The organism is Streptomyces pseudovenezuelae (genome assembly GCF_001513955.1).
Lineage (GTDB): Bacteria > Actinomycetota > Actinomycetes > Streptomycetales > Streptomycetaceae > Streptomyces > Streptomyces pseudovenezuelae.
Genome location: NZ_KQ948150.1, coordinates 266,087 through 288,825, shown reverse-complemented (window position 1 = coordinate 288,825; position 22,739 = coordinate 266,087). Strand labels below are relative to the sequence as shown.

The 22,739-nt window shown below is 69.7% G+C and carries 20 protein-coding genes and 2 pseudogenes; 15 read left to right on the top strand and 7 right to left on the bottom strand.

What is annotated here, in order from left to right:
* Nucleotides 1–169: 169 nt before the first annotated feature.
* Both AQI94_RS29330 and AQI94_RS29325 read right to left on the bottom strand, forming a co-directional pair.
* Nucleotides 170–814, bottom strand: a complete 645-nt coding sequence (locus AQI94_RS29330) for an NAD(P)-dependent oxidoreductase (RefSeq protein WP_031037497.1) — start codon at nucleotides 812–814, stop codon at nucleotides 170–172.
* 28 nt (nucleotides 815–842) lie between these two features.
* Entirely contained in the window at nucleotides 843–1,652 is an 810-nt protein-coding gene (locus tag AQI94_RS29325) for an MBL fold metallo-hydrolase (RefSeq protein WP_031037495.1), read from the bottom strand.
* A gap of 94 nt (nucleotides 1,653–1,746) precedes the next feature.
* On the opposite strand from AQI94_RS29325, the gene AQI94_RS29320 reads away from it, so the two are divergent.
* From AQI94_RS29320 to AQI94_RS29300, 6 genes and pseudogenes are all read left to right on the top strand, one after another.
* Nucleotides 1,747–2,691 carry an AraC family transcriptional regulator gene (locus tag AQI94_RS29320; protein WP_225890285.1) on the top strand — a complete coding sequence of 315 codons (945 nt, stop codon included), beginning with the start codon at nucleotides 1,747–1,749 and terminating at the stop codon, nucleotides 2,689–2,691.
* 171 nt (nucleotides 2,692–2,862) lie between these two features.
* The gene (locus AQI94_RS29315; RefSeq protein ID WP_037941063.1) at nucleotides 2,863–3,681 is read left to right on the top strand and encodes an SAM-dependent methyltransferase; all 819 of its coding nucleotides are present in this window, start codon (nucleotides 2,863–2,865) and stop codon (nucleotides 3,679–3,681) included.
* A 28-nt stretch (nucleotides 3,682–3,709) separates the two neighbouring features.
* A pseudogene (locus tag AQI94_RS45815) lies at nucleotides 3,710–4,141 on the top strand (hypothetical protein); the annotation flags it as partial.
* A gap of 86 nt (nucleotides 4,142–4,227) precedes the next feature.
* Nucleotides 4,228–4,812 carry a dihydrofolate reductase family protein gene (locus tag AQI94_RS29310; protein ID WP_031037487.1) on the top strand — a complete coding sequence of 195 codons (585 nt, stop codon included), beginning with the start codon at nucleotides 4,228–4,230 and terminating at the stop codon, nucleotides 4,810–4,812.
* A complete protein-coding gene (locus AQI94_RS29305; protein WP_031037484.1) occupies nucleotides 4,809–5,222 on the top strand; it encodes a VOC family protein in 414 nt (137 codons plus the stop codon). Before AQI94_RS29310 ends, AQI94_RS29305 begins: the two co-directional genes overlap by 4 nt.
* Before the next feature lie 239 nt (nucleotides 5,223–5,461).
* Nucleotides 5,462–6,451, top strand: a complete 990-nt coding sequence (locus tag AQI94_RS29300; RefSeq protein WP_031037481.1) for an ornithine cyclodeaminase family protein — start codon at nucleotides 5,462–5,464, stop codon at nucleotides 6,449–6,451.
* Between the two features lie 81 nt (nucleotides 6,452–6,532).
* Here the strand turns inward: AQI94_RS29300 and AQI94_RS29295 are convergent, their stop codons facing one another.
* Nucleotides 6,533–8,245: a glycosyltransferase family 2 protein gene (locus AQI94_RS29295; protein WP_031037479.1), complete on the bottom strand. Its 1,713-nt coding sequence runs from the start codon at nucleotides 8,243–8,245 to the stop codon at nucleotides 6,533–6,535.
* A gap of 126 nt (nucleotides 8,246–8,371) precedes the next feature.
* Here AQI94_RS29295 and AQI94_RS45340 point away from each other — a divergent pair, with 126 nt between their 5' ends.
* Nucleotides 8,372–8,767: a Rossmann-fold NAD(P)-binding domain-containing protein gene (locus AQI94_RS45340; RefSeq protein WP_031037475.1), complete on the top strand. Its 396-nt coding sequence runs from the start codon at nucleotides 8,372–8,374 to the stop codon at nucleotides 8,765–8,767.
* On the opposite strand, the gene AQI94_RS29285 is transcribed toward AQI94_RS45340, so the two are convergent.
* The gene (locus AQI94_RS29285) at nucleotides 8,718–10,151 is read right to left on the bottom strand and encodes a glycoside hydrolase family 43 protein (protein WP_031037471.1); all 1,434 of its coding nucleotides are present in this window, start codon (nucleotides 10,149–10,151) and stop codon (nucleotides 8,718–8,720) included. The two genes, AQI94_RS45340 and AQI94_RS29285, sit on opposite strands and share 50 nt — an antisense overlap.
* Nucleotides 10,152–11,099: 948 nt before the next feature.
* On the opposite strand from AQI94_RS29285, the gene AQI94_RS44705 reads away from it, so the two are divergent.
* Nucleotides 11,100–11,384, top strand: coding sequence for a hypothetical protein (locus AQI94_RS44705; RefSeq protein ID WP_031037468.1), 285 nt, complete (start codon nucleotides 11,100–11,102; stop codon nucleotides 11,382–11,384).
* Between the two features lie 377 nt (nucleotides 11,385–11,761).
* Complete coding sequence (locus AQI94_RS29275) at nucleotides 11,762–13,633, top strand: RICIN domain-containing protein (protein ID WP_078902590.1); 1,872 nt, start codon at nucleotides 11,762–11,764, stop codon at nucleotides 13,631–13,633.
* Nucleotides 13,634–13,688: 55 nt separating this feature from the next.
* Here the strand turns inward: AQI94_RS29275 and AQI94_RS29270 are convergent, their stop codons facing one another.
* The gene (locus AQI94_RS29270) at nucleotides 13,689–15,128 is read right to left on the bottom strand and encodes an RICIN domain-containing protein (RefSeq protein ID WP_031037462.1); all 1,440 of its coding nucleotides are present in this window, start codon (nucleotides 15,126–15,128) and stop codon (nucleotides 13,689–13,691) included.
* Between the two features lie 342 nt (nucleotides 15,129–15,470).
* On the opposite strand from AQI94_RS29270, the gene AQI94_RS29265 reads away from it, so the two are divergent.
* Together AQI94_RS29265 and AQI94_RS29260 are read left to right on the top strand one after the other, a co-directional pair.
* Entirely contained in the window at nucleotides 15,471–17,813 is a 2,343-nt protein-coding gene (locus tag AQI94_RS29265; protein ID WP_037941056.1) for an alpha-L-fucosidase, read from the top strand.
* Nucleotides 17,814–17,946: 133 nt separating this feature from the next.
* Nucleotides 17,947–18,372 carry an SRPBCC family protein gene (locus AQI94_RS29260; protein WP_031037454.1) on the top strand — a complete coding sequence of 142 codons (426 nt, stop codon included), beginning with the start codon at nucleotides 17,947–17,949 and terminating at the stop codon, nucleotides 18,370–18,372.
* A gap of 82 nt (nucleotides 18,373–18,454) precedes the next feature.
* Here the strand turns inward: AQI94_RS29260 and AQI94_RS29255 are convergent, their stop codons facing one another.
* Nucleotides 18,455–19,375: an alpha/beta hydrolase gene (locus AQI94_RS29255; RefSeq protein ID WP_031037452.1), complete on the bottom strand. Its 921-nt coding sequence runs from the start codon at nucleotides 19,373–19,375 to the stop codon at nucleotides 18,455–18,457.
* Between the two features lie 176 nt (nucleotides 19,376–19,551).
* Between AQI94_RS29255 and AQI94_RS45810 the strand changes: the two are divergent.
* The 4 genes and pseudogenes from AQI94_RS45810 to AQI94_RS29240 all read left to right on the top strand — a co-directional run.
* A pseudogene (locus AQI94_RS45810) lies at nucleotides 19,552–19,686 on the top strand (transcriptional regulator); the annotation flags it as partial.
* A gap of 81 nt (nucleotides 19,687–19,767) precedes the next feature.
* Entirely contained in the window at nucleotides 19,768–20,052 is a 285-nt protein-coding gene (locus AQI94_RS45805; protein WP_225890317.1) for a DUF2255 family protein, read from the top strand.
* A gap of 269 nt (nucleotides 20,053–20,321) precedes the next feature.
* Nucleotides 20,322–20,789 carry an SsgA family sporulation/cell division regulator gene (locus tag AQI94_RS29245; RefSeq protein WP_031037445.1) on the top strand — a complete coding sequence of 156 codons (468 nt, stop codon included), beginning with the start codon at nucleotides 20,322–20,324 and terminating at the stop codon, nucleotides 20,787–20,789.
* Nucleotides 20,790–20,941: 152 nt separating this feature from the next.
* Nucleotides 20,942–21,796, top strand: coding sequence for a Bax inhibitor-1/YccA family protein (locus AQI94_RS29240; RefSeq protein WP_031037430.1), 855 nt, complete (start codon nucleotides 20,942–20,944; stop codon nucleotides 21,794–21,796).
* A 328-nt stretch (nucleotides 21,797–22,124) separates the two neighbouring features.
* Here AQI94_RS29240 and AQI94_RS29235 read toward each other — a convergent pair whose 3' ends face one another.
* Nucleotides 22,125–22,715 (bottom strand): DUF308 domain-containing protein, encoded by a 591-nt coding sequence (locus AQI94_RS29235; RefSeq protein WP_031037428.1) that lies wholly within the window; start codon nucleotides 22,713–22,715, stop codon nucleotides 22,125–22,127.
* Nucleotides 22,716–22,739 lie beyond the last annotated feature (24 nt).

Genomic DNA, 22,739 nt, shown 5'->3' with positions numbered 1-22,739 from the left:
CGGGCGGCAGGGTCCGGACCCGGTCCGGTCCTGTCCGGACCGCAAGAGTGACCTACCTGGTGTTCGGGAAGTCCACGTCGAAGGCGGCCGCGTACTCCCACCGGTGGCGGCGGATGCTCAGCCTCTCGCCCCGGCCGGGGATGGTGCGGTGGGTCGGCCTCCTGACCGGTCAGTAGCCGACGGTGAAGCGCCGGTTGAGGTGGCGGGGGTTCTCGATCTCGTCGACGAGGGCGACGGCGTAGTCCTCGTAGGAGATGCGGGCCTGGCCGTCGTCGCCGAGGACGGGCCGGTCGAGACCGGTGCGGTAGTGGCCGGTGCGCTCGCCGGGGGCGAAGTGGACCGGCGGCGGGGACAGGTAGGTCCAGGTCACACCGTCGTCGAGCGCGAGGTAGGCGTCCAGCGCGCGGATCTGACCGATGGCGTAGGGCTTGAACTCCTCGGGGAAGCCCGGTGCGTCGAAGAAGCGCACACCCTGTTCGGTCAGAAGGCCGGCGCCGCCGCCCATGTGAAGGATGCGCGGTCCGGCCGGGCCAAGGTTGCGGACGGCCGAGGCGGCGGTGGCGACGGCGTCGGTGTAGAGGGCGGCGTCCGGGCCGCCGACGGTCAGCACGAGTACGTCGGCGTCCTTGGCGAGCCGGGCGACGGATTCGAGGTCGGTGGCGTCTGCGGCGACCGCCTGTGCGCCGTCCGGGAGGGCGGTCAGTTTGTCGAGGGTGCGGGCGACAGCGGTGACCTGGTGACCGCGTGCGGCAGCCTCCGCGACGACGCGCGAGCCGGCCTTTCCGGCCGCGCCGAATACGGTGATCCTGCTCATGGTGAGATCCGTTCGCTGGAGGAAGGTGTCAGGCGCTCTCGGCGTTCTCGGAGTTCTCCGCATTCCCGGCACCGAAGAGGTACTGGTTGCCGATGTCGATCAGGAACGGACCGCCGAAGCCGGGGTAGCGCGCGGTGATCGCCTGCTTGTACGCCTCGCCGTCGTCGCCGAGCAGTTCGCCCGCGTCGGCCAGATAGGCGCGCAGTTGGTCGAAGACCTCCGGGGAGGCGGGCAGGCCGTGCCCGGCCAGGACGGTGTCGTAGCCGGGAGCGGCGGCGAGTTCGTCGACGGCCTTGACCCAGCCGGGGACATCGTTGTTGCCGAGGAACAGGTGCGTGGCGTGGTAGACGAGGTCCTGCGCGACCAGGACGCCCTGCTCGGGGAGCTTGATCACCAGTTCGTCGGCCGCCTCGCCTCCCCGGTGGGCCTCGAAGACGAACCGGACGCCGTCGACGACCTCGGTGCCCGGCGTGATCTCCACGGTCGGTGTCACGTCGGCGACCGGGATGACCGTCCCCGACGGGTCCTGGCCGTCGCCCTGGGCGGTGATCTGGTCGCGCACCGCGGCCAGCGCGTGCACGGGGACGCCGAAGCGGGCGGCGCCGTGGAAGTGGTCCGGGTGGGCGTGGGTGATGATCACCCGGTCCAGCGGCTTGCCCAGGGCGCGCGCGTAGGCGACGACCTCGTCGGCGTAGGCCAGGGCGTACTGGGCGTCCACGGCGATCACCCGGGCCGGGGTCTCGATCAGCTGAGTGGTGACGTTCAGGCTGTCGTCGGGTGCCATGTAGCTGTGGATGCGCACCGCGCTCTTGTCGATGACGGTGACCGTGCCGTTCATGATGCCTGCCTCCTGCTGGTGGGTCGAGGCGCTGGTCCGGCCTCACCTCCCACTGTCCGGGAAACAGCGCTGGCCAGCGAGGTACGGTGGAGACGTGTCATGGTCAAAAACGGACAGCCGCAGCCGCGTCGGCAGCCATGCCCCTGACGGAGCCGATGGCGAAGCCATCCCGGGATTCGGGTTCAACCCCCCGCACGCCCCGGTCCCCGGCATCGAGATCACCGATCTGGCCGCGCTGCAGGGCCGGGTCGCCGATGGCACCCTGCAACGGGTCCACCGGGCCGACTTCCACTCGCTCACCCTGATCACCCAGGGAAGCGGCGAGCACACCTGCGACTTCGTCACCTACCCCTGCCGCCCCGGCACCCTGCTGTGGGTCCGCCCCGGCCAGGTCCAGCGCTTCACCGCTCCCGGCCGGATGAACGGCACCCACCTGCTGTTCACGGCCGCCTTTCCCGAGACGGCCGCCGCGAGCGGCCTCGCCGACGACTGGTCCGCACCCAGCTGCTGGCAACTGGGCACCAGCGGCGACTACGCGGCCACGTCCGCCCTGCTCGCCCGCCTCCGGGCCGAGTACGACCGGGCCGGCGACCCGTCCCGCGGGATCCTGCGCCTGCTGCTGGCGGCCCTCCTGCTGCACATCGACCGCATCCCCCGGCACCGCGCACACCCCGACCAGCACGCGGGCGGTGAGGTCTACGCCCGGTTCCGCGCCGAGCTGGAGCGCTCCTTCGCCTCCACCCGGCGCGCCGAGGACTACGCCGACCGCCTCGGCTACACGGTCAAGACCCTCACCCGCGCCTGCCAGGCCGCCACCGGACAGTCCGTCAAACAGGTCATCGACGCCCGGGTCGCCCTCCAGGCCAGACGGCTCCTCGCCCATACCGAGGAACCGGTCGCCCTCGTCGCCCGCCGGCTCGGCTTCTCGGAACCCACCAACTTCGGCAAATTCTTCACTCGCCACACCGGTACCACTCCCGGTGACTTCCGCCGAGCCGAGCAGAGCACGGCCACCGCCACGCCTGCCGAGGGCAGTTGACCACATGTCAGGAGGCATCACTGGTCCTGCCCGCCACTGACACCCGCAGACGCTGACCTCAGCGGAAGGTCAGCGTCACCAGTGCCGCCCTGGGCCTCCGCGACCCGATCAGTCGGCCCCGGCATCCCAAAACCGTGGCCAGCAGGGGACGTTATGGGGAAAATGATCGTCATGACGTACGAAGGCTCTTCCATCGACCCGTCCAAGCCCAGCATTGCGCGCGTCTACGACTATCTCCTGGGCGGCAAGGACAACTACGCCGTGGACCGAGAGATCGGCGACGTGTTCAAGCGCGACCTGCCCGGCTCGGTGGCCATCGCCTTCGCCAACCGCGCGGCGCTGACCCGCGCGGTCGGGGAGATCGTGCGGACCACCGGCATTCGGCAGTTCATCGACCTGGGCAGCGGCCTGCCGACCGCGGACAACGTCCACCAGGTCGCGCAACGGCACGCCCCCGAGTCCCGGGTCATCTACGTCGACATCGACCCCCAAGTCCTGGTCCACGGACGTGCGCTGCTGGAGAAGGACGAGCGGACCCGGGTCGTCGCGGTGGATGTGCGCAACCCCGAGGGCGTCCGTACCCACCCCGACACCGCGCGCATGATCGACTTCACTCAGCCCGTCGCCGTCATGTTCAGCGCCATCCTTCACCACGTCAACGACGACGAGGACCCGGCCGGGATCGTCCGTTACTGGCGCGAGAACGTCCCCTCCGGAAGCTACTTCTTCGTCAGCCACTTCCGCTCCGGCGACAACCCGGAGACGCAGGAGGCCGAGAAGGTCCTCCAGCAGACGTTCGGGCGCGGCCGGTGGCGCACCGACGCGGAGATCGCCTCTCTCCTCGACGGCCTGGAGATCCTCGACCCCGGGATCGTCCCAGCGCCCCTGTGGCGCCCGGACCAGACCGCGACCCCATGGAACGACAGCGGCGAACGGCAACTCACGGTCTGGGAACACCTCATCGCGGCCGCCCTCGCCCGCAAGCCCTGACCGACCGCGGCCGAGGGGGTCCGGGCGGCGGGCTTCCGGCGTCGAAGCTCACCCCCAGCGGGGGATCGATCCCGTCACGCTGCGGCGCACCTTCACCGTCCATGCCGCCGACGTGGTCGGCGCGGCGCTGGCGCCGGGGCTGTGGGAGGCCGGCTCCGCACTGCGCGAAGGGCGGATCGACCTGGAGGCCTGCCGGGCCGGCTGCGGCGGTGCACGTGACGGTCAGCCGCCGGGGACGCCTCTCCGGCCCGTTTGACGCCGTGCTGCCCGACGAGCCCCCGTCACCGCTCACCCCACGCGGCGCACACGGCTGGGACTGCGCCTGCTGGACATCCCGCTGCCGCTGCCACCACTGACGATCGGCATGGCCCGGCACCCGCGCCACACCGCCGACGAGTCTTCGGGGCCGTACGGAGCTCCCGCCGTCAGGCCCCGGCAGACCGGCGTGTCGGACCGATGAGTTCGCCGGTTGCCCGAAGTCTTCCTTGTGACCGGACCAGCCCACGTCGTCGGCGGCTCCAGAAACCCCGAGAGGGAGAGGCCACAATGAACCATCCGATTCGGCTGTACATGTCGATGTCGCTCGACGGCTATGTCGCCGGCCCGGACGACCGGCCGGGGCAGGAGCTCGGGCGCGACGGTGGACGACTCTTCAACTGGCTCGACGACCGGAACTCCGACGGTCCCAGCGGTCAGGTCTACCGCGAAGCGCTGGCGACCGGCGCGTTGATCTCCGGCCGTCGCACCTTCGAACTCGCGGGGCGCTGGCAGGGCGATCACCACGACGGCGTGCCGATCTTCGTCCTCACCCACGAGGTCGACGACGGGGACGTGCCACCCGGCCACGCGCGTTTCGTCACCGATGTCGAGGACTGCGCCCGTCAGGCGCGCGCAGCCTCGGGTGACCGGCCGGTCATGGTCCACGGGGCGGGGGCGGCCCAAGCACTGCTCCGAGCCGGGCAGTTGGACGAGATGGAGATCCACCTGGTCCCGGTCCTCCTCGGAGAGGGGCGTCGGCTGTTCGATCACCTCGGTGGCGATCACATCGAACTCGACCTCGTCCGACGGCTTGAGGACCGGGACGTCACGCATCTCCGCTACCAGGTGCGTCGGCCCGGGGAGGCCGTGTGAAGACGCTCTTCGTCTCCTATCGCGTCACCGATCTGGCCCGCTCTCTCGGGTTCTACACCGCCTTGGGCTACACCGAGTTGGGCCGGGTCGAGGTCGGCGACGGGGCCGGCCTCGTGATCCTCAAGTTCCCCGACGAACCGGCGGCCTCTCTCGAACTGGTCCACCGCCCCGGCGCCCCGGCGGTCGACGTGGGCAGCGGTTTCGACCACCTCGCGATCCAGGTGGAGAGGCTCGCCGCCACCCTGGAGACGCTGACCGAAGCCGGCCTGCGGCCCGAACCTCTCCAGTACCCGGGGGGACCCGACGGCCCGAAGACGTCGTGGCTCACGGACCCTGACGGTTATCGGATCGAGTTGGTGGAGTGGCCGTCCGGACATCCCGGCGGCATCACCGAGGCCGACTTCGCCTGAGACCAGGTCAGCGGATGGGCTATCCCGTCGGGGGTACGGCGTTTCACCGGCAGCTGAGGCTGTTCACCACAGGGGGGCGTGCGCACTGCTGACCGCGGGCATGGCCGCCTGCCGGGGCCGGCGCCCCACTCGCACCCGCATCAGCATCCGGCGTGTCGCAGCCGGAACAGTGGGGGCCACGGTTGACGCTTCGGCTGTGCGGCGTGGGCCGTACGACCGATATCAGGAGGTTGAGACGCATGCTCGTTCTGGGCCGCTCGCAGGTCGAAGCCCTGCTCGACGTGGACTCCCTGATCGATGCCCTGGCCCTCGCGATGGCGGACCTCAGCGCGGGCCGCGCCTCGGTACCCGACCGCGTCGCCGCCCTGGTGCCCGAACACGATGGGTTCCTGGCGGCCATGCCGGGCTTCCTGCCGTCGGCGGGGGTGCTCATGACCAAGCTGGTGTCACTCTTCCCGCACAACGACGCGGCACGGCTGCCCACGCATCAGGCGCTGATCGTGGCGTTCGATCCGGACACCGGTGAGCCCACCGCCCTGTTGGACGGTACGGCCATCACCGCAGCGCGAACCGGCGCCTGCTCCGCGTTGTCGGCGCGGCTGCTGGCCCGCGAGGACGCGACGGTGCTGGCCGTGCTGGGCACCGGCGTGCAGGCCCGGTCCCACGCCCTCGCGATCTGCCGGGTCCGGCCCATCCGGCGGATCCGCGTCGCGGGCCGGGATCCCGCGAGAGCCGCAGCCCTGGCCGCCGAGCTCTCCGCCGTACTGGAGGCCGAAGTCCAGGCCGTGAACACGTACGCCGAGGCGCTGGACGGCGCGGACATCGCCGCCGCGACGACACACACGGCCGAACCCGTGATCCGCCGTTCCTGGCTGACACCCGGAGTGCACATCACGTCCGTGGGGTACAACCCGGCCGGCCGCGAGATCGACGACGCCACCGTGGCCGAGGCGCTGGTGTGCGTCGAATCGCGTCAGGCGGTGCTCGCCCCTCTTCCGGCCGGCAGCAACGACCTGCTCCTACCGATCCGCGACGGCGTCATCACCGCTGATCACGTGCACGCCGAACTGGGCGAGCTCATCGCCGGCAGCAGGCCGGGGCGTACCGCACCGGACCAGATCACCCTCTACAAGTCGGTCGGCGTGGCCGTGCAGGACGCCGCGGCCACGGCCCTGGTCGTCGCCGCCGCCCGCGCGCAGGCGATCGGCGAGGAGACCACGCTGCGGTGAGGCCGCGAACCTCGCCCGATGCCGGCACCGGCCGGGGAGAGCCGGAGCGTGGGCCTTCCGGCCCCCGCTCCGGCTCTCCTCTCAGTTGCCGCTCCAGGGATCCGCCCTGCGCGCCAGCCTCTTCGCCCGGCGCCGGACGTCCGGAGGGAGGCGGTGGAGCACCGTACGGGCTGCCCGGCGGATGGGCGGAACCGACGTGGTGCGCAGGTAGAGGCGGTGCGGGAGCGTGGCCTGGCCCGGTGGGCGTACGGAGAGGCGGAGTTGGCCGCTCGGTCCGCTCCAGGCCGGGATCACCAGATGGGGTGGGTTTCCCACCTTGACGGAGCCGAAGCCGAGACCGAGGCCCGCGCCGAGACCGAGGTCCGGAGCGGCACCGCGCGTCTCGCCGTCGCTGCGGGTCACCCTCGCCCTGCGGCCCACGCCGAGGAGTTGGGCGCTCGCCCACACCACGTGGCTGCCGGGTTCCATCGCCCGGCCGCCGGCCAGGGTGAGGGGGTCGATGGCCGTTTCGCCGGTGAGCACGACGCGGTGGCGGTGCCCGCCGAGCGGCTGGGTGCGGGGGGTCAGGTCGGCGTCCGGGTACCACCACAGGTCCCGGGCCGTGTCGTGGACCAGGAGTTCGCCGTAGGCATGGCCGAGCGGGTGCGGGGCCTCCCAGCCCTCGGCACCCTTGATGCCGGCCAGCAGCTCGGGGTCGAGGAGCATACGGCCGTAGCGTTCGACGAGGGTGAGGGGTTCACCGTCGGCGCGGCGCATGCCGATCGTCGTGGTGACGTGGAGCTTTCCGTCGCGCCAGCGGATGTCGTCGACGGTGACCTCGGGCCTGATGCGCTGGGTGCGGCGGGCGAGTTCGACGAGGGAGTCCAGATGGCCCTCCTCCAGCAGGTGTGCCCGGAGCCGGGTCAGGGCGGGCAGGCCGTCGCGGACACCGGCCGGGTAGGCCTCCAGGGCCATGCGGCGTACGACGTCGAAGTGGCGCTCCAGGTTCTTGCCGGTGCGCTGGAGGGCGCGGGGTTCGTTCACCGGGCGCAGGAGTTCGACGCGGTAGGAGCGGCGGAGCAAGTGGTTCTGCAGCGGGCCGGGGCGGGTGTCCTGCTTGATGGCCTCGACGACCGTGCGGAGATGACCGTAGTAGTCCTCCGGGGTGGTGCCGCGGCTGCTGGTGTTGCCGCCGTCGTCGCGGCGCTTCCATACGTAGCAGGGGTGGTCGGCGAGGATCGAGACCGTCTTGGCGCGCAAGTAGGCACGGACCATGAAGAGTTGGTCCTCCAGGCGCACGGGGCCCTCGGGGAACTCGATGTCGTGGGCTAGCAGGAAGTCGCGGCGGAACATCTTGTGCGGGGTGAGGCTCTCCATGAGGGGCGCGTCCTCGACCGTGCAGCGCTCCACGGTGCGTTTGAACACGTTGCTGGGTCCCTGCATGGTGCCGATGACCTTGCCCATGACGATGTCGGACCCGTTGCGGGCGGCCAGCCGGTGCAGGTGTTCCAGGGCCGCCGGGGTCAACTCGTCGTCCTGGTCGACGAATTGGATGTACTCGCCGCGCGCTTCCCGGATGCCGACGTTGCGTGGTTTGCCTGGCCAGCCGGAGTTCTCCTGGTGGATCACTCGTACATGTGCGTGCATGTCGGCCAACTCGTCGAGCCGCTGTGCGGAGTCGTCGGTCGAGCCGTCGTCGACGTAGATGATCTCGTACGCGTCCTCCCCCAAGGTCTGACGTAAGAGTGATGGCGCACATATGTCGATGTAGCGGCCCGCGTTGTAAACGGGCACCACGATGCTCACCTTGAGCATGAACGCTCCCCCTAAACGGAGACTGTGCGTCTCCTGTTGTTCCTTGGACGTTCAGACTCTGGCAAAGGTTGTCTAACCCGAAGCAATCAAACGAATGTCTCCAGAAAGCACCCTCCGGCCCAACTCGTGGGAAAGACCACGGTCGTGACCGGCGGCAACCGCGGCACAGGCGCGGCGATCGAGGCCGCCGACGGCCGGGCACTCGTGATCAGGGCCGACCGCAACGACCCTGACGCCGCGGTCGCGGCGACCGTCCGCACGCTCGGCGGCCTCGACATCCTGGTCAACAACGCGGGGATCTTCGCCGCCGATGTACGGGCGGTGTTCCTCCGGACGACACCGCCCCCGCCGTCTCGTGCGGCCGGCGGAGGCGGATCGCGGGTGGGAGTGGGATGCCGGCGCGTTCTCCGCCCGAGGGCGGGAGGCCGGTGGGAGATCGGCGTCGAGGCGCCGGCATCCCTGGTGGTGCGGGTCAGCTGGTCACGCGGAACGTGGCGTCGCCGCGTCCCGTCGCGTCGGTGATCGGGTCGAGCCGCAACTCGTAGGCGTAGTGGCGGATGTAGCGGTCGGGGTGGTTGACCGACTGGAACGACGACCAGGTCGGGTCGGCGAGTCCGGCCACCTGGCGGAAGCTCGCGTCCTGGGCGAACTGGCCGGTACCGTCGTTGTGGACCAGCTGGAAGTCGTAGTTGGAGTGCCGCAGGAAGTACCCGGGGAAGTTCACCGACTCGAAGGAGACGGTGCCCGATCCCGCGAGGCCGGTCCTGATCCGGAACTGGGAGTCCTGGAGGGGGCTGACGTTGGGGTCGATGCGCACGTCGAAGTTGGTGTGCCGCACGTACCGGTCCTGGTAGTTGAACGACTGCAGCCGGTTGACCGCGGTGTTGGGCCAGCGGGCGAGCACGCGGCTCTCCTCGGCGGCCGTCAGGTTCATGATCCAGCCGTGGCGCTTCTTGGTGCCGCCCATGTTGTAAGTGCTCGACGCCGGCTTCTGGTAGGCGGTGGGATCGGACGGGTCGGTCGTCACGACCGGCATGTAACCGCCACCGGAGGCGTACTGGTCGAGGTAGAGCGCCCACCTGTTGGTGCCGTTGAACTTCATCCACATCGGGCCCTCGACCTGCGCGCCGGTCAGCCCGATACCGGAGAGGTTGCCGAGGTCGGTCCATGTCCCCAGGATCGAGTTGCTGCCTTCGAGGGTGATCTGCCCGTCGCCGGAGGCCCGCACGTAACGGTAGTTCCCGACCCCTGACGGCACCTCGATGATCTGCGTGTCGATGATTTCCTGGGCGCCGGGGCGGTCGATGTAGATCCGCGGGGTGGTGATGGTGCGGAAGTCGCTGGTGCGGGCGTAGAAGATGCGGTGCTTCGTCGCGCCGTTGAGGGGCACGTTCGTCGCCCAGTACAGGACGAAGTCGTTCGTCGCGGGGTCCCAGATCGCCTCCGGCGCCCACGCGTTGCGCCCGTCGGGGATCGCGCCGGCGACGTTCAGCAGCCACGGCTTCGACCAGGTGACCAGGTCCGTCGACTCCCACACCACCAGGTTGCGGCTGCCGTCATTGATGGACTGACTCCATGACTGCCCGCAGCCGATGCACAGGTCCGTCGCGATGATCCAGTACTTGCTGCCGTCGGGTGACCTCACGAACGCGGGGTCACGCACCCCCTGCGTACCGATCGTCGAGCGCAGGACCATCCCTCCGCCGTTGAGGTCGTTCCAGTGCAGCCCGTCCGTGCTGTGAGAGAGGTACATCTGCTGACCGGTCGCGCCTTCCCCGGTGAAGTGCACCATCAGGTAACCGGGATCGGCTGCGGCGGCCAGCTGGGGTGTCGTCAGGGCTGGGGCAGTGAAGAGCAGGCATGCGGCGATCAGTACCGTCGCGAGCCGGGAGAAAATCGCGGACATACGCGTTTCCTGTCTTTCTACGGGTGCAAGCAGATACAGCCGGGACCGACGAACACACGACATATTCCTGAAGTGCCCATGACAGCAACATCCTTGGTCTTGTCGTCGAGCAAAAGGAGCGTGGAACGGGAAGGCATCGCCCCGGAGTGAAGGCAGTGGTCACGCCTCTCGTCCGATCGGGGTGGCGGACGACGAGGCCGTACATGGCGGCTTACGCAGGTCGGGTGCGCGCGTGGTGCGAGGACTGGCGGCTCTTTTGTTCGACATTTGGAACACTGTCCGGAAATTCGGCCAGACGCTATTAGCGCGTGCAAGAGGGTGTCAAGAGGTTCGTCAGGACCGAGCCGACACCTGTGTCGGCGGGGCCGACTGGGAGCCGTCGCGGAGACCTTCAAGAGGGTCCGTCCGAACTCGCTCCCGTCACGAAAATTTCGGTGCGGGCCGTTGACAGCCCCTCCGGGTTACTCCTAACTTCACTGCACGCGAACCGGTTCGACATGGGGGGCATGGCTCCCTCGCCCCCAAAGTCGAACCGATTCGATCCCTTACGGCAAGGAGCGCCCGTGAACATCGGTGAGACCGCCCGGCGCGCTGATGTCTCGCGGAACACGGTCTCGTACGCGCCCAGCGGTAGGCGCCCCATTGCGGAGGGCACCCGCCCGAGCAGCCTCCCCCGTGTTCGCGGAGGGGAATCGCGCCGAGGACCTCCACCTCGTCTCGCACCAGAACGGCATGCACGCCGCTCCACCCCTCCTCCCCGTCGCCCCCGCGACCGAACGGCGAGCCAAGGCACTCGTCAAGGCGGCATCTTGCCCGCTGAGTCGGGCCAGCGCGACCACCCTGCCGTCGGGCACGGTCACCGAGGTGTCCGGAGCGCAGACCCTGGCCGCCGCTGACCGCAGTACTCCTGTCCAAGCACTGGATGGACAAGGGGTGGTGCTGGGACCAGTGCGCCCTGGCCCCCGGACCCCGCAACCGACCGGGGACCAGTTCTCCCAGACCCACTACCGGCACGGCAACGACAGCGGCTCCGACAACGCCACCACCTTCGCCTTCGCCATCGCCTTCGCCCCCCCCGAACGCATCGTCGCCACCGCCGACCTGGCCGCCTTCCTCACCCGTCGACTGCGCCAACTCGCCGCCCCGGCAGGCGAGTCGGGGCAACCGGACGAGGCCGGCCGGTGGACGCGCACGGCCGACGCGACACAGGCCGCGCTGCCCGCCGCCCTGTGAACCGGCGACCGCCTCGTCGCAAGTCCGGCCCGAGGACATCAGCGCCGGCCTTGCCGACCGGACCGAAGCCCAGCTGACCCCCGCACCGACCGGCCACCGAACAGCCCACCTCAGCGCGTTACCTCGCCGACGGCGACAGGCGCGCCCCCAACCGGGGCCCCCACGATCCTCGTCGAGGACGGACTGCGCCACGCAGACCACCGGCGTCTCACCGACGACATCAGCCCCCCTCCGCGCCCTGCACGGGACCGCCGTGTGCGCCGAGAGCTCCGGCGCTCGCACCGGCACCCCCTGCGCGACCGCGCCTCCACCTGGACCGCCAGCAGCCACCTCCTCGCCGAGGCACACGCACACCGTCACTCATCCAGGAGCCGCACATGAACTCGCCCGAGACCCCCCAGACACCCCGGCCCCTTCCCGGAACCCGCTCCCGTACGGGACGCCGAGCGGCGTCCTGTCTCGCCGCCCTCGCGGCCGCGGTGGCCACCACCATGCTGCCCGCCACCCCGTCGCAGGCCGCCGACACCAGCGTCACCGTCGACTTCGCGACCGCCGGCGGCGCCCCCACGTACCACGCCTCCGGGATGATCTACGGGATGACGCCGAACGGCTCGCTCCCGCAGGACCACTTCTTCAAGGACATCAAGTGGCACTTCATGCGGGCCGGTGGCGCCCAGCTCAACAGCGGTGGCTACGCCACGAGCCTCGCCGACTACCAGACCCGCTGGAACTCCACGCTGGCCCAGTACAAGCGGACCGTCGCCCTCGGCGGCACCTTCGAGCTGCTCCCGCACGACCTGTGGGGCGCGGACGGAACCACCTCCCAGGGCTGGCCCGGCGACAACGGTGACTGGACGCAGTTCGACAACTTCGTCACCCAGCTCATCAGTGACGTCAAGGCCAACAACATGACGGTCCAGTGGGACCTGTGGAACGAACCCGACGGCTCGGGCTTCTGGCATCCGTCGCAGGCCCAGTACCTCCAGATGTGGTCGCGCTTCTACGCCCGGGTCCGGGCCGCTTTCCCCGGCCAGTTGATCGTCGGCCCCAGCATCGCGGGTCAGCCGAACTCCTCCAACACCTGGTGGACGACGTACCTGAACTACGTCAAGGCCAACAACGTCGCCCCGGACATCTACAGTTGGCACGACGAGCCCGGTGACCCGGTCCCCGATGTGAGCCGTGCCAACGCGACGCTCAGCGCGGCCGGCCTGACGAACACCCGGCCGTACGAGATCAACGAGTACGCCACGGCATCCATGCAGTCCCCTGGCGGCGGCGCCTGGTTCATCGGCCGCCTGGAGCGCGCCGGCGCAGACGGCCTGCGCGGCAACTGGGCGTCGGGGACGAACCTGCACGACTACGAGGCGGCCCTGCTCACCAAGAACGGCACCGGCCAGTACCTGCCGCTGGGCGAGTGGTTCATGTACCGCTACTACGGCTCGCAGACCGGCAACATCGTCAACCTGGTCCCGGGTACCGGCACCGACGGCCTGGCCACCAAGGACAACACCGCCAAGAACGCCAAGGTGCTGCTCGGCAGCAGCGGCAACACCGGCACGGTCACCGTCAACCTGACGGGCCTCAACACGACATCGGTGGTGGAGAGCGGCAAGGTCCGAGCCGTCGTGCAGCGCGTCCCGTACAACAACGGCGCCGCCGTCGCCGGACCGACGACCGTCTCCGACACCACGCTGACGGTCAGCAACAACGCGGCCTCGGTGTCCCTGCCGTGGACGAACGCCAAGGACGGCTACACCGTCACCCTGCTGCCGCCGTCCGACACCACCGTCTCCACGGTCGCCGTGAGCGAGAACAGCGGCCAGTGCCTGGACGACACCAACCTCTCCACCGCCAACGGCACGCAGTACCAGCAGTACCACTGCGAGGGCGGCTACCAGCAGATGCTCGATCTCAAGCCGGTGAGCGGCAAGACCAACACGTACACCGTCGTCAACGAGCTCAGCGGCAAGTGCCTGGACGTGTCCCAGGCTTCCACGGCGGACGACGCCCCGGTCATCCAGTACACCTGCAACGGCGGAACCAACCAGCAGTTCGCCCTCAACCCCGTCACCGCGCTCGGCAACAGCCAGGACTACCAGCTGGTCGCCGTGCACAGCGGCAAGTGCGTCGACGTCAGCAACGTCTCGACCGCGCCCGGCGCACTGATCCACCAGTGGACCTGCGACCCGGCGAGCGCGCTGGCCACCAAGAAGAACCAGATCTGGAGGCTCACCGGCAAGGGCTGACCCGACCACCCCCGGCGGACGGGGACCCGCACGACGTCCGCCGGGCAGGTCTGTCTCAGAGCACGGGCCGCTGGAACTGCTGGTTGGTGCCGGTTCCGCAGGGCCACTGGATGAGGCGGGCGCCGTTGACCGTCGAGGCGTTCGCCACGTCCAGGCACTTGCCGCTGTGCCGGGCCACCAGCCGGTAGGAGCCGCCTCCCTGGTCCTGGAACAGCCACTGCTGGTTGGTGCCGGTGGTGCAGCGGTACTGGTTCACGAAGGCACCGTCGGCCGTGGAGCCACCCGAGACGTCGAGGCACTTGCCGCTGTGCTGGGCGACCAGGCGGACGTAGCCGTCGCCCGCGTCCTGCAGCCGCCACTGCTGGTTGAGGCCGCCGTTGCAGGTGTACTGCAGGGCGACGGCGCCGTCGGCGGCGGAGTTGTCGGTGATGTCGAGGCACTTGCCGCTGTGCCGGGCGACCAGGTCGTAGTACGGGCCGCCGCCCACGCCGGTCACCGTGCCGGCCGCCGTGTCGAGCGCCGTCTGCGGGTACCAGGGCAGGTTCATGGTGGTCCGGGTGGGGAAGGTCAGCGGCAGCCAGACGTACTGGGAGTCATTGACCGTGCCGCCCATGGAGTTGCCCCAGCGGTCGCCCAGATAGAGGTAGGAGGTGCCCGAGGTGCCCTGGACCGGCAGCACGAACGCGGTCTGGGAGCCGTAGGCAGTGGCGTCGCCGACCTCCGTCATGGCGGTCCAGGGGCCGGTGATGCTGGTGGCGGTGGCGTACTTCTGCTGGTTGGGGCTCCAGCCGCTGTTGCCGGACGTGAGCATGAAGTACACACCGTCCCGCTTGAACAGGGCGGGTGCCTCGCGGTAGGTGCCGGGCCAGGGGTTGGCGGCCAGGCTGTCATAGGCGGTGTAGTCGGCGCTGAGCCTGAAGATCTGCAGATCGGCGTTGCCGGCGGCGGAGGTGATCTGGTAGGCGGTGCCGTCGTCGTCCTTGAAGAGGGTCATGTCCCGGGACGTGGTGCCGGACGGGGGCCGGAAGCTTCCCCGCCAGGCGTAGTCGCCGTCGACGCTGTCGGAGACGGCGACCGCGGCGCGGGCCTGGTTGTAGTCGCTGCCGTTCTCCTTGTGCATCCACATCACGAACTTGCCGGTCGTGCTGTTGTAGATCACCTTCGGCCGCTCGATGTTGGCGACCGCCAGCTCGGGATCACTGGACCGGGTCAGCACGTCGCGCCTGAACTCCCAGGTCCTCAGGTCGGCGGAGCGGTAGACGGAGACAGCCTTGAAGGTGTTGTCGGCGTTGCGGTTCTCGCCGAACCAGTAGTAGTACGCGCCGACTTCGATGACTCCGCCGCCGTGGGCATGCACCACGGCGCCCGTGGTGTCGGTGAACTGCGTGCCGCTGGTCACCGTGACGGAGGCCGCCTGAGCGGGGGCGCCGGCCACCATCACCGCGAACACGCCCAGGAGTACGGCGAGAAGAGGCACGAAGGCTCGTCTGAACATCGGCACTCGACTCCCAGAGCGAGAAGTTTCTGGATTGTTGGAATCTGTTGATCTGCGGGAGGACAGTAGGTACCAGGCGTGCACTCGTCAAGAGTTACCGCAAGACACATACATCCCATGTCCCTTGCCCGCACTTGAAGGCAATCCGGCGAAACCAGCCGCTATTGAAGGTAGTTCTGCCCCAGCCCTGGACAAGAGCCCCAACGATGCGCGCTAATTCATCCGATGTTGTTCGCCCACGCGGCGCCATGTGCTCCACCACCTCGGCGCGCGTCGGCCTGCTCCGCGTCCATCTGAGCGGCATCCCCCACGTGCTGTTCTGTGCACAGTCAGGAGAGAACCTTGCCCGAACCGATCAGTCGCCGCAGAGTACTGACCGGCATGGCCGCCATGACGGTCGTCGCGGCCGTCTCGCCGACGCTGGCGACACCCGCGTACGCCGCCACCTCCCCCCAGCCGCTGCCCCTTGCCCCGCTCCGGATCCCGAAGACCGACCTGGGCATAGAGCAGCAGTCCGACGAGAAGATCCGGTGGCTGCAGGACGCCAAGCTCGGCATGTTCATCCACTGGGGCGTCTACTCCGGCCCGGCCAAGGGCGAGTGGTACATGGAGAACTCCGCCGTGACGCCGGCGAACTACAGGAAGTACTTCACCGACGCGACCGGCGAGCAGTTCACCGCCGACGCCTACCGTCCGGCCGACTGGGCCCAGTTGGCGAAGGACATGGGTGCGAAATACACGGTCCTGACGACCCGTCATCACGAGGGCTTCGCCCTGTGGCCCTCCACGCACCCCAACGCCTTCCACGCGGGGCAGGCCCCGATGCAGCGGGACCTGGTCGGCGAGTACGTCACCGCCGTACGCGACGCCGGGCTCAAGGTGGGCCTCTACTTCTCCCCGATGAGCTGGCGTTACCCCGGCTACTACGACGTCAGCGGTACGAACTGCCTGCCCAACACCTGGGGCTACACCACCGATCCCGCGCACAAGGAGAACGCGCGGATCATGAAGAACGAGGTGTACCAGCAGGTCAAGGAGCTGATGACGCAGTACGGCAAGATCGACGACATCTACTGGGACGGCGGCTGGCTGGGCCAGCACGGCTCGGACGCGGACGCCGGCTTCTTCTGGGAGCCCGGCAGGCTCCGCGACAGCGCCAACCAGTGGCCGGTGGACGCCGCCTACAGCGAGACCGACTCCGCCACCGGCGGCCCGCTCGGCGTGATGGGCCTGGTGCGCAAGCACCAACCCGACATCGTGGTCAACCCGCGCTCCGGCTGGGTGGGCGACTACACCAGCGAGGAAGGCGGCGCGATCCCCTCCGGTGCCATGCGGACCGGACGCCTGACGGAGAAGAACTTCACCATCTGCGGTTCCTGGGGCTACAAGGCGGGCGCGCCCGTGATGAGCTTCGGCACCATCATGAGCATCCTGGTCAACTCCTGGGTGCGCAACATGGTCTGTCTGCTCAATGTCGGCCCCGACCGCACCGGGGTGGTCCCCGCCGACCAGGCGGCCGTGGTGCGCCGGGTCGGCTCGTTCCTGTCCAGCTGCGGCCAGGCCGTGTACGGCACGCGCGGCGGACCGTGGGAGCCGGTGGACGGCCAGTACGGCTTCACGTACAAGGACAACACCTTCTACGTCCATCTGCTGCCGGGCTACAGCGGTACCGGCCTCACCACCCCGTCCATCGGAGACGCGCAGGTCACCCGCGTGTTCGACGTCGCCGCGGGTACGGACCTCCCGTACACCGTCGGCGCGGACGGCAGGGTGGCGATCAGCGGTGTCGACCGCACCCGCATCCCCGAGGACAGCGTCGTCGGCGTCACGCTCGACCGCTCCGTGCAGCCGACCGACATCGCCGCCGGCAAGACGGCGACAGCCAGCAGCCAAGAGGCATCCAAGGGCAACACCGCGGCCATGGCCGTCGACGGTTCCACCGCGACCCGCTGGTGCGCGGCCGACGGCAGCGCCGGCCACTGGCTCAAGGTCGACCTGGGCTCCACCCGCTCCCTGACCGGCACCCGCCTCGCCTGGGAGAACGACAACGCCACCTACCGGTACAGGATCGAGGGCTCCACGGACAACACCACCTGGACCCTCCTCGCCGACCGCACCGCCACCACCAGCACAAGCCAGGTCCAGGTCAGCCAGTTCCGTACCCAGGCACGGTATGTGCGCGTCACCGTCACCGGCACGCCGACCGGCATGTGGGCGTCCCTCCGCAACCTTGAGGTCTACGACCGGCCCTTCGCGGCGGATCTGGGCACCTTCAAGCTGGTCAACCGCAAGAGCGGCAAGGTGCTGGACGTCAAGGACGCGTCCACCGCCGACGGCGCCGACATCATCCAGTACCTCTGGACCGCCGGCACCAACCAGCAGTGGAAGCTGCTGCCGAACGCCGACGGCTCCTACCGGCTGTCCGGCGTCAAGAGCGGCAAGCTGCTCGAAAGTCCCGGCGGCTCCACCCAGGGTGCTCCCCTGGAGCAGGCGACCGACGCCGGCGGCGACAACCAGTGGTGGAAGCTGGTTCCCTCCGTCACCGGCGGCTACTACCGCCTCGTCAACGTCCGCACCGGCTGGTGCGCCGACGTCAAGGACGCCTCCACGGCGGACAGCGCCCCCGTCATCCAGTGGCCCACGACCGACGGCGCCAACCAGGACTGGCAGCTCCTCGCGCTGTGAGGGCGCACCGTCCCGACGCCTGGAACGAGTCCTCCGGCTCGACCGGAAGAGTTACCACCTTGACTGGTGACGCGACCGTGTGGGAATCTCGCGTCACCACTCAGAACGGTTACTTCTCGGTGAGGACATCCCCATGGCAGTCGTACGCTTCCACCTCGTCTCCCAGCTCGGCCCCAAGGACGTGCTGGGAGTGCTGACCGACTTCGGTCCCTCCCGGGCCGAGGTCTGGCCCTCGATCGACGCCGACCACTTCGAGGTCCACGACCTCGGTGACACCTGGGCCGAGGTCACCGAGGGGACCGCGGCCGCGTGGGAGCGGGCGCACTACGAGTGGGAGCCCGCCGGTGACACGGTCACCATCACGACGCTGGACTCCAAGCTCTTCGGAGCCGGCGGCGGGTGGGTCTTCCGGATGGCCCCCGAGGGCGACGGCACCCGGGTCGACGTCGAGCTGACGCGGGCACCGAGCACGGTCAAGGGCAGGATGCTGGCCTCCCTTCTGCCTCTGGCCGCCGGGTCGTTGCGCAAGTCCTTCGCGGGACCGCTCCAGGCGAAGTGACCTGCTCACATATGGGGGAGGGGCCGACAGCGTGTGCTGTCGGCCCCTCCCCCATGTGCCGCTGTCCCGCGGCCTCGGGAGGTCACTTGTCGAGGTGCGTGGTGAAGTAGTCGGCGAGCTTGTCGACGGCCTGGTCGATGTACTCGCGCTTGTCGTACAGGTCAACGTGGCTGGCGCCGGGGATGCGGTGGAGCTCCTTGGGGCCGGTGGCAGCCTGGTGGGCCTCGATCGCCATCCAGGCGGTCACCGCTCGCTCGCCGATGATCTGCAGCATGGGGCGGGGGCCGATGAGGGGGACGGCGCGGAAGACGTCGCTGGAGGCCATCTTGTCGACGCTGTCCCAGGTGAGGAACTTCGCGGAGCGCTCGTGGTGGCCGCGCGGGCCGCAGTAGTACTCCCAGCCCTCGACGCCGTGCTCGCCGCCCAGGGCGCCCGCCTCCTCCGCGGTGCCGGGGAACATCGTCAGCACGCCGGGGTCCTCCCCCCGGGCGGCGCGGGAGCGGGCCTGCGCGGCGGCGTCGAGGAGGGCCTGGAAGACGGCCGGGTCCTGGGAGCCGTCGGCACCGAAGCGGAACTGGCGGGCGGGCTCGGCGGTGCAGACCGTGGCGACGGCCTTGACGCGATGGTCCCCGCCCGTGGCGGCCAGTGAGTAGCCGCCGGAGGCACAGATGCCGAGCAGACCGATGCGTGCGGGATCCACCTCCTCGCGGGTGGTGAGAAAGGAGACCGCGGCCTTGAAGTCCTCGATGCGCTGCGCGGGGTCCTCCAGGCCGCGCGGCAGACCTCCGGACTCGCCCTGGTGGGCGGCGTCGAAGGCGAGGGTGACGAATCCGCGGTCGGCCATCAGCTCCGCGTAGGTGCCGGAGGTCTGTTCCTTCACCCCGGTCCCGGGGTGGCCGACCACCAGCGCCGGACGGGGGCCGACCGCCGGGCTGTCGGGTGTGTAGAGGTGTGCGGCGATCTCGATGCCGGCGCTGTCGAAGCTGACGCGGGTCATGGCCACGGGAAACACTCCTGAAGGACGTGAGGGACGAAACCGGAAACACCCGGTCTCCGCCGGGCACACATCCACCATCCGCCGTCCGTCGCGTCCGCGGGAGAGGCAGGTCTCTGCCTGGGAAGGAACCTGCCCCCTCACACCTGTGTCGCGCCGGGCCCGGTCGCATGACACTGGAAAGCATGAAACCCACACCCGGCTCCCACCTCGGTGCCTTTCTGCGGGCCCGCCGGGCACAACTGGACCCCCAGGAACGCGGCCTGCCCCCAACAGACACCACACGCCGGGTCACCGCACTGCGCCGCGAGGAAGTCGCCACCTGGACACCCGAGGACCAGACCCTCTTCTCCGAGACCTACTCCCTCGTCCTTACGGCCGGGGACACGGATCATCCCGGGGTGGAGGTCGGCATGGTCGTCGTAGCCGGCGAACTGTATGTCCGCGCCTACCGAGGAGTGGGCTCCCGCTGGTACCGGGCGGCCCGGAAGCACGGCCACGGAACGATCCGGGTCGGGACCGTCCGCCATGACGTCCTCCTCACGACCGACGGCCTCGAGCGTCGCGCCGGGCTCGACGCCGCTTTCCGCACCAAGTACGGCTCGGTCGCCGAAGCCCGCGTCGCGAGCCCGGAGGCACGGGCCGCGACGATCCGTATCGACCCGGCCGCCACACCGGCCCCCTGAGCGACCCGCCGGGCCTCAGCACCTCAACGCCTGAGCCGCCGGTGCGCCCGGAACGACGCTGCGGGCCGCGGGCGGGGGCCGCGGGGCGCCGTCGATGACTTACGTCAGCGCGGTCGCCTGCGACGTCTTCCACGGTCGAACGGCGACCGCCGGGGTGCTGCCACGACCTCGGCGGCGACGGAGCCCGACCGTCAACTGACCGATGTGCGGGTGGCGTTCCCGGCGAAGAGTGGAACACGCAGACTCGTCCTACGGAGGGAACTCCCGCCATGCACCGCGATCAGCCATCCCTGAAGGCACCCTCGACACCCCAGCCCGTACTTCCGCTCCTCCTGGACCTCGATCAGATGCTCGACGAGTTCACCCCGCTGCCGGTACGTGCCGCGTTCCACTTCGACGCGGACATGCCCGCGGTGATCACGGTCGAGTTCCTGGCGGAGCGCGGGCCGAGCCTCGTCCGGCGCTTCGGGCGCGAGCTCCTGCACCGTGGCCTGACGGCGATGAGCGGCTGTGGCGACGTACGGATGTGGCCCGCGCTGCCCAGGGAGCGGCCCTCGTCCTGGCTGCTCCTCGAATCGGAGGAGGTGGAGGCCTTGTTCGAGGTTCCCGCGGCACCGCTGGCGCAGTGGCTGGACGCGACCTACCGGATCACCTCGGCCGAGGCGGAGATGGACGGCCTGAACTGGGACGGATTCCTCAGGCAGCTTCTCGACGGTCCGGTGACGTCGTCCGAATGACCACCGCACGGCCGCGCGCCGATCGCGACCGGGTCTGGGGTCGTCGCCGGTCCGGTCGTCGCCTCCCGCTGCCACACGTATGCCACACCGGGCCGCTCGATGACCACGCTTTGCCACAGGCCGCGACCGTGCGGCGGACGAGGAGGAATGACGTGAAGACCAGCAACCCCGTCTTCTCGCGCTGGGGCGCCGCCCGTGACGCGGGCCCCAACGACGCCCATGCACGGCGCCCGGTGGGTGCGGCGCTCGGAGGCGCGCCGACGGACGACCACACGACCAACCCCTACGCCCCCGGCCCGGACATCGCACCGCGGGCCGGCGGAAGCGCGGTGACCATGGACGACGTCATCGTCCGCACCGCAACGACGCTCGGAATCGTGGTCCTGACGGCCGTACTGTCGTGGCTTCTGCTTCCCGTCGAGGAGGCGAACCTCGGCCGCTCGTACGGCATCGCGATGGGCGCGGCTCTCGTCGCCTTCGTCCTGTCACTGGTCCAGTCGTTCAAGCGGACCCCGTCTCCGGCGCTGATCCTCGGGTACGCGGCACTGGAGGGCGTCTTCCTCGGTGTGCTCTCCAGCACGATCTCGACGTACATCGCGGCAGGTGTGGTGATGCAGGCGGTGCTCGGCACCTTCGCGGTGGCCGCGGGTGTGCTCCTGGCGTACCGGATGCGGTGGATCAGGGTGACCCGGCGGTTCACCGGGTTCGTCGCGGCCGCCGCGACCGGCTTTCTCCTGCTGCTCGTCGCCGACCTGCTCTTCTCCGCCTTCGGCGCGGGCAGCGGCCTCGGCTTCCACAGCGGCGGTCTCGGACTCCTCTTCGGTGTCGTGGGAATCCTGCTCGGTGCGGCCTTCCTCGCGATGGATTTCAAGCAGGTCGAGGACGCCGTCGCCTATGGCGCTCCGCGCGAGGAGGCGTGGCTGGCCGCGTTCGGTCTCACCCTGACGCTGGTGTGGATCTACCTGGAAGTGCTGCGAGTGCTGACCATTTTCAACAGCGACAACTGAGTTCCCCCGCGACTGAAGGGGCACGCGCGGTGCGCGTGCCCCTTCAGTCGTGTCCGCGTCGGCCGATCCGCTCCCTTGAGTCTGCCCGCATGGGCTCCCTCCCTCCGGGCTCGCTGATCTGATGTCCACGAAGCCGCCGGTCGAGGGATACGAGCCGGCGGCCAAGTCCCTGCGCCGACACCCACGTTGTGCGCTGTGCCCAGACGGTCGACGTGCTCCGGTGACATCAACCGCTCCCACACGCTTCCGGTCCGGCGGCGACGGGCGCACACGCAACATCGCCCCGCGGCCTCGAAGGCCGCGGGGCGATGTGCGTGGTGTCAGCGGGTCACGTGGTCCGGGCGCGCAGCTGGCGGGACTTCAAGCCCAGGAGCAGCGCCTGGAGGATGAACCACACGCCGCCGCCCGTGGCGTACACCGACAGCACGTCGAGCGAGGGATCGGCGCCCGCGGCCTGGATGTTGTAGGTGATGCCGACGAGGAAGGACAGTCCGCCCGAGATCAGGGTCGGCCACTGCTTGCCCAGTTCGGGACCGCGCCGCCGCAGTCCGACGAACACCTGGGCGGCTCCGGAGACGACCGCCCAGGCGCCGAACACGTGGAGCACAGGCGCCACACCCCCGGCACCGGCGACGCCGATCGCGAGGGCGGCGAGCGTGCTGAGCGCCCCGTTGAACGCCATGACCCGGCGCTCGGAACCGCTCGGGGTGGCCCGGTGGTCAACCAGCGAGGACACGGCATCGATCAGCGGGTAGACGACCAGGAGTGTGATCGCCACGGCGTCGACGTCCTCGTGGGCTCCGGCGAACGCCAGGGCCCAGGCCAGGGCCAGCACACCGCGGCTCAGGTACAGCCTCAGCAGAGAAGAGCGTTCGTCCGTGGCTGTCGCGGGCGCGGGGGTCGATGTGTGGGTGCTCATGATGGTTCGGCCTTTCTCAGGTCA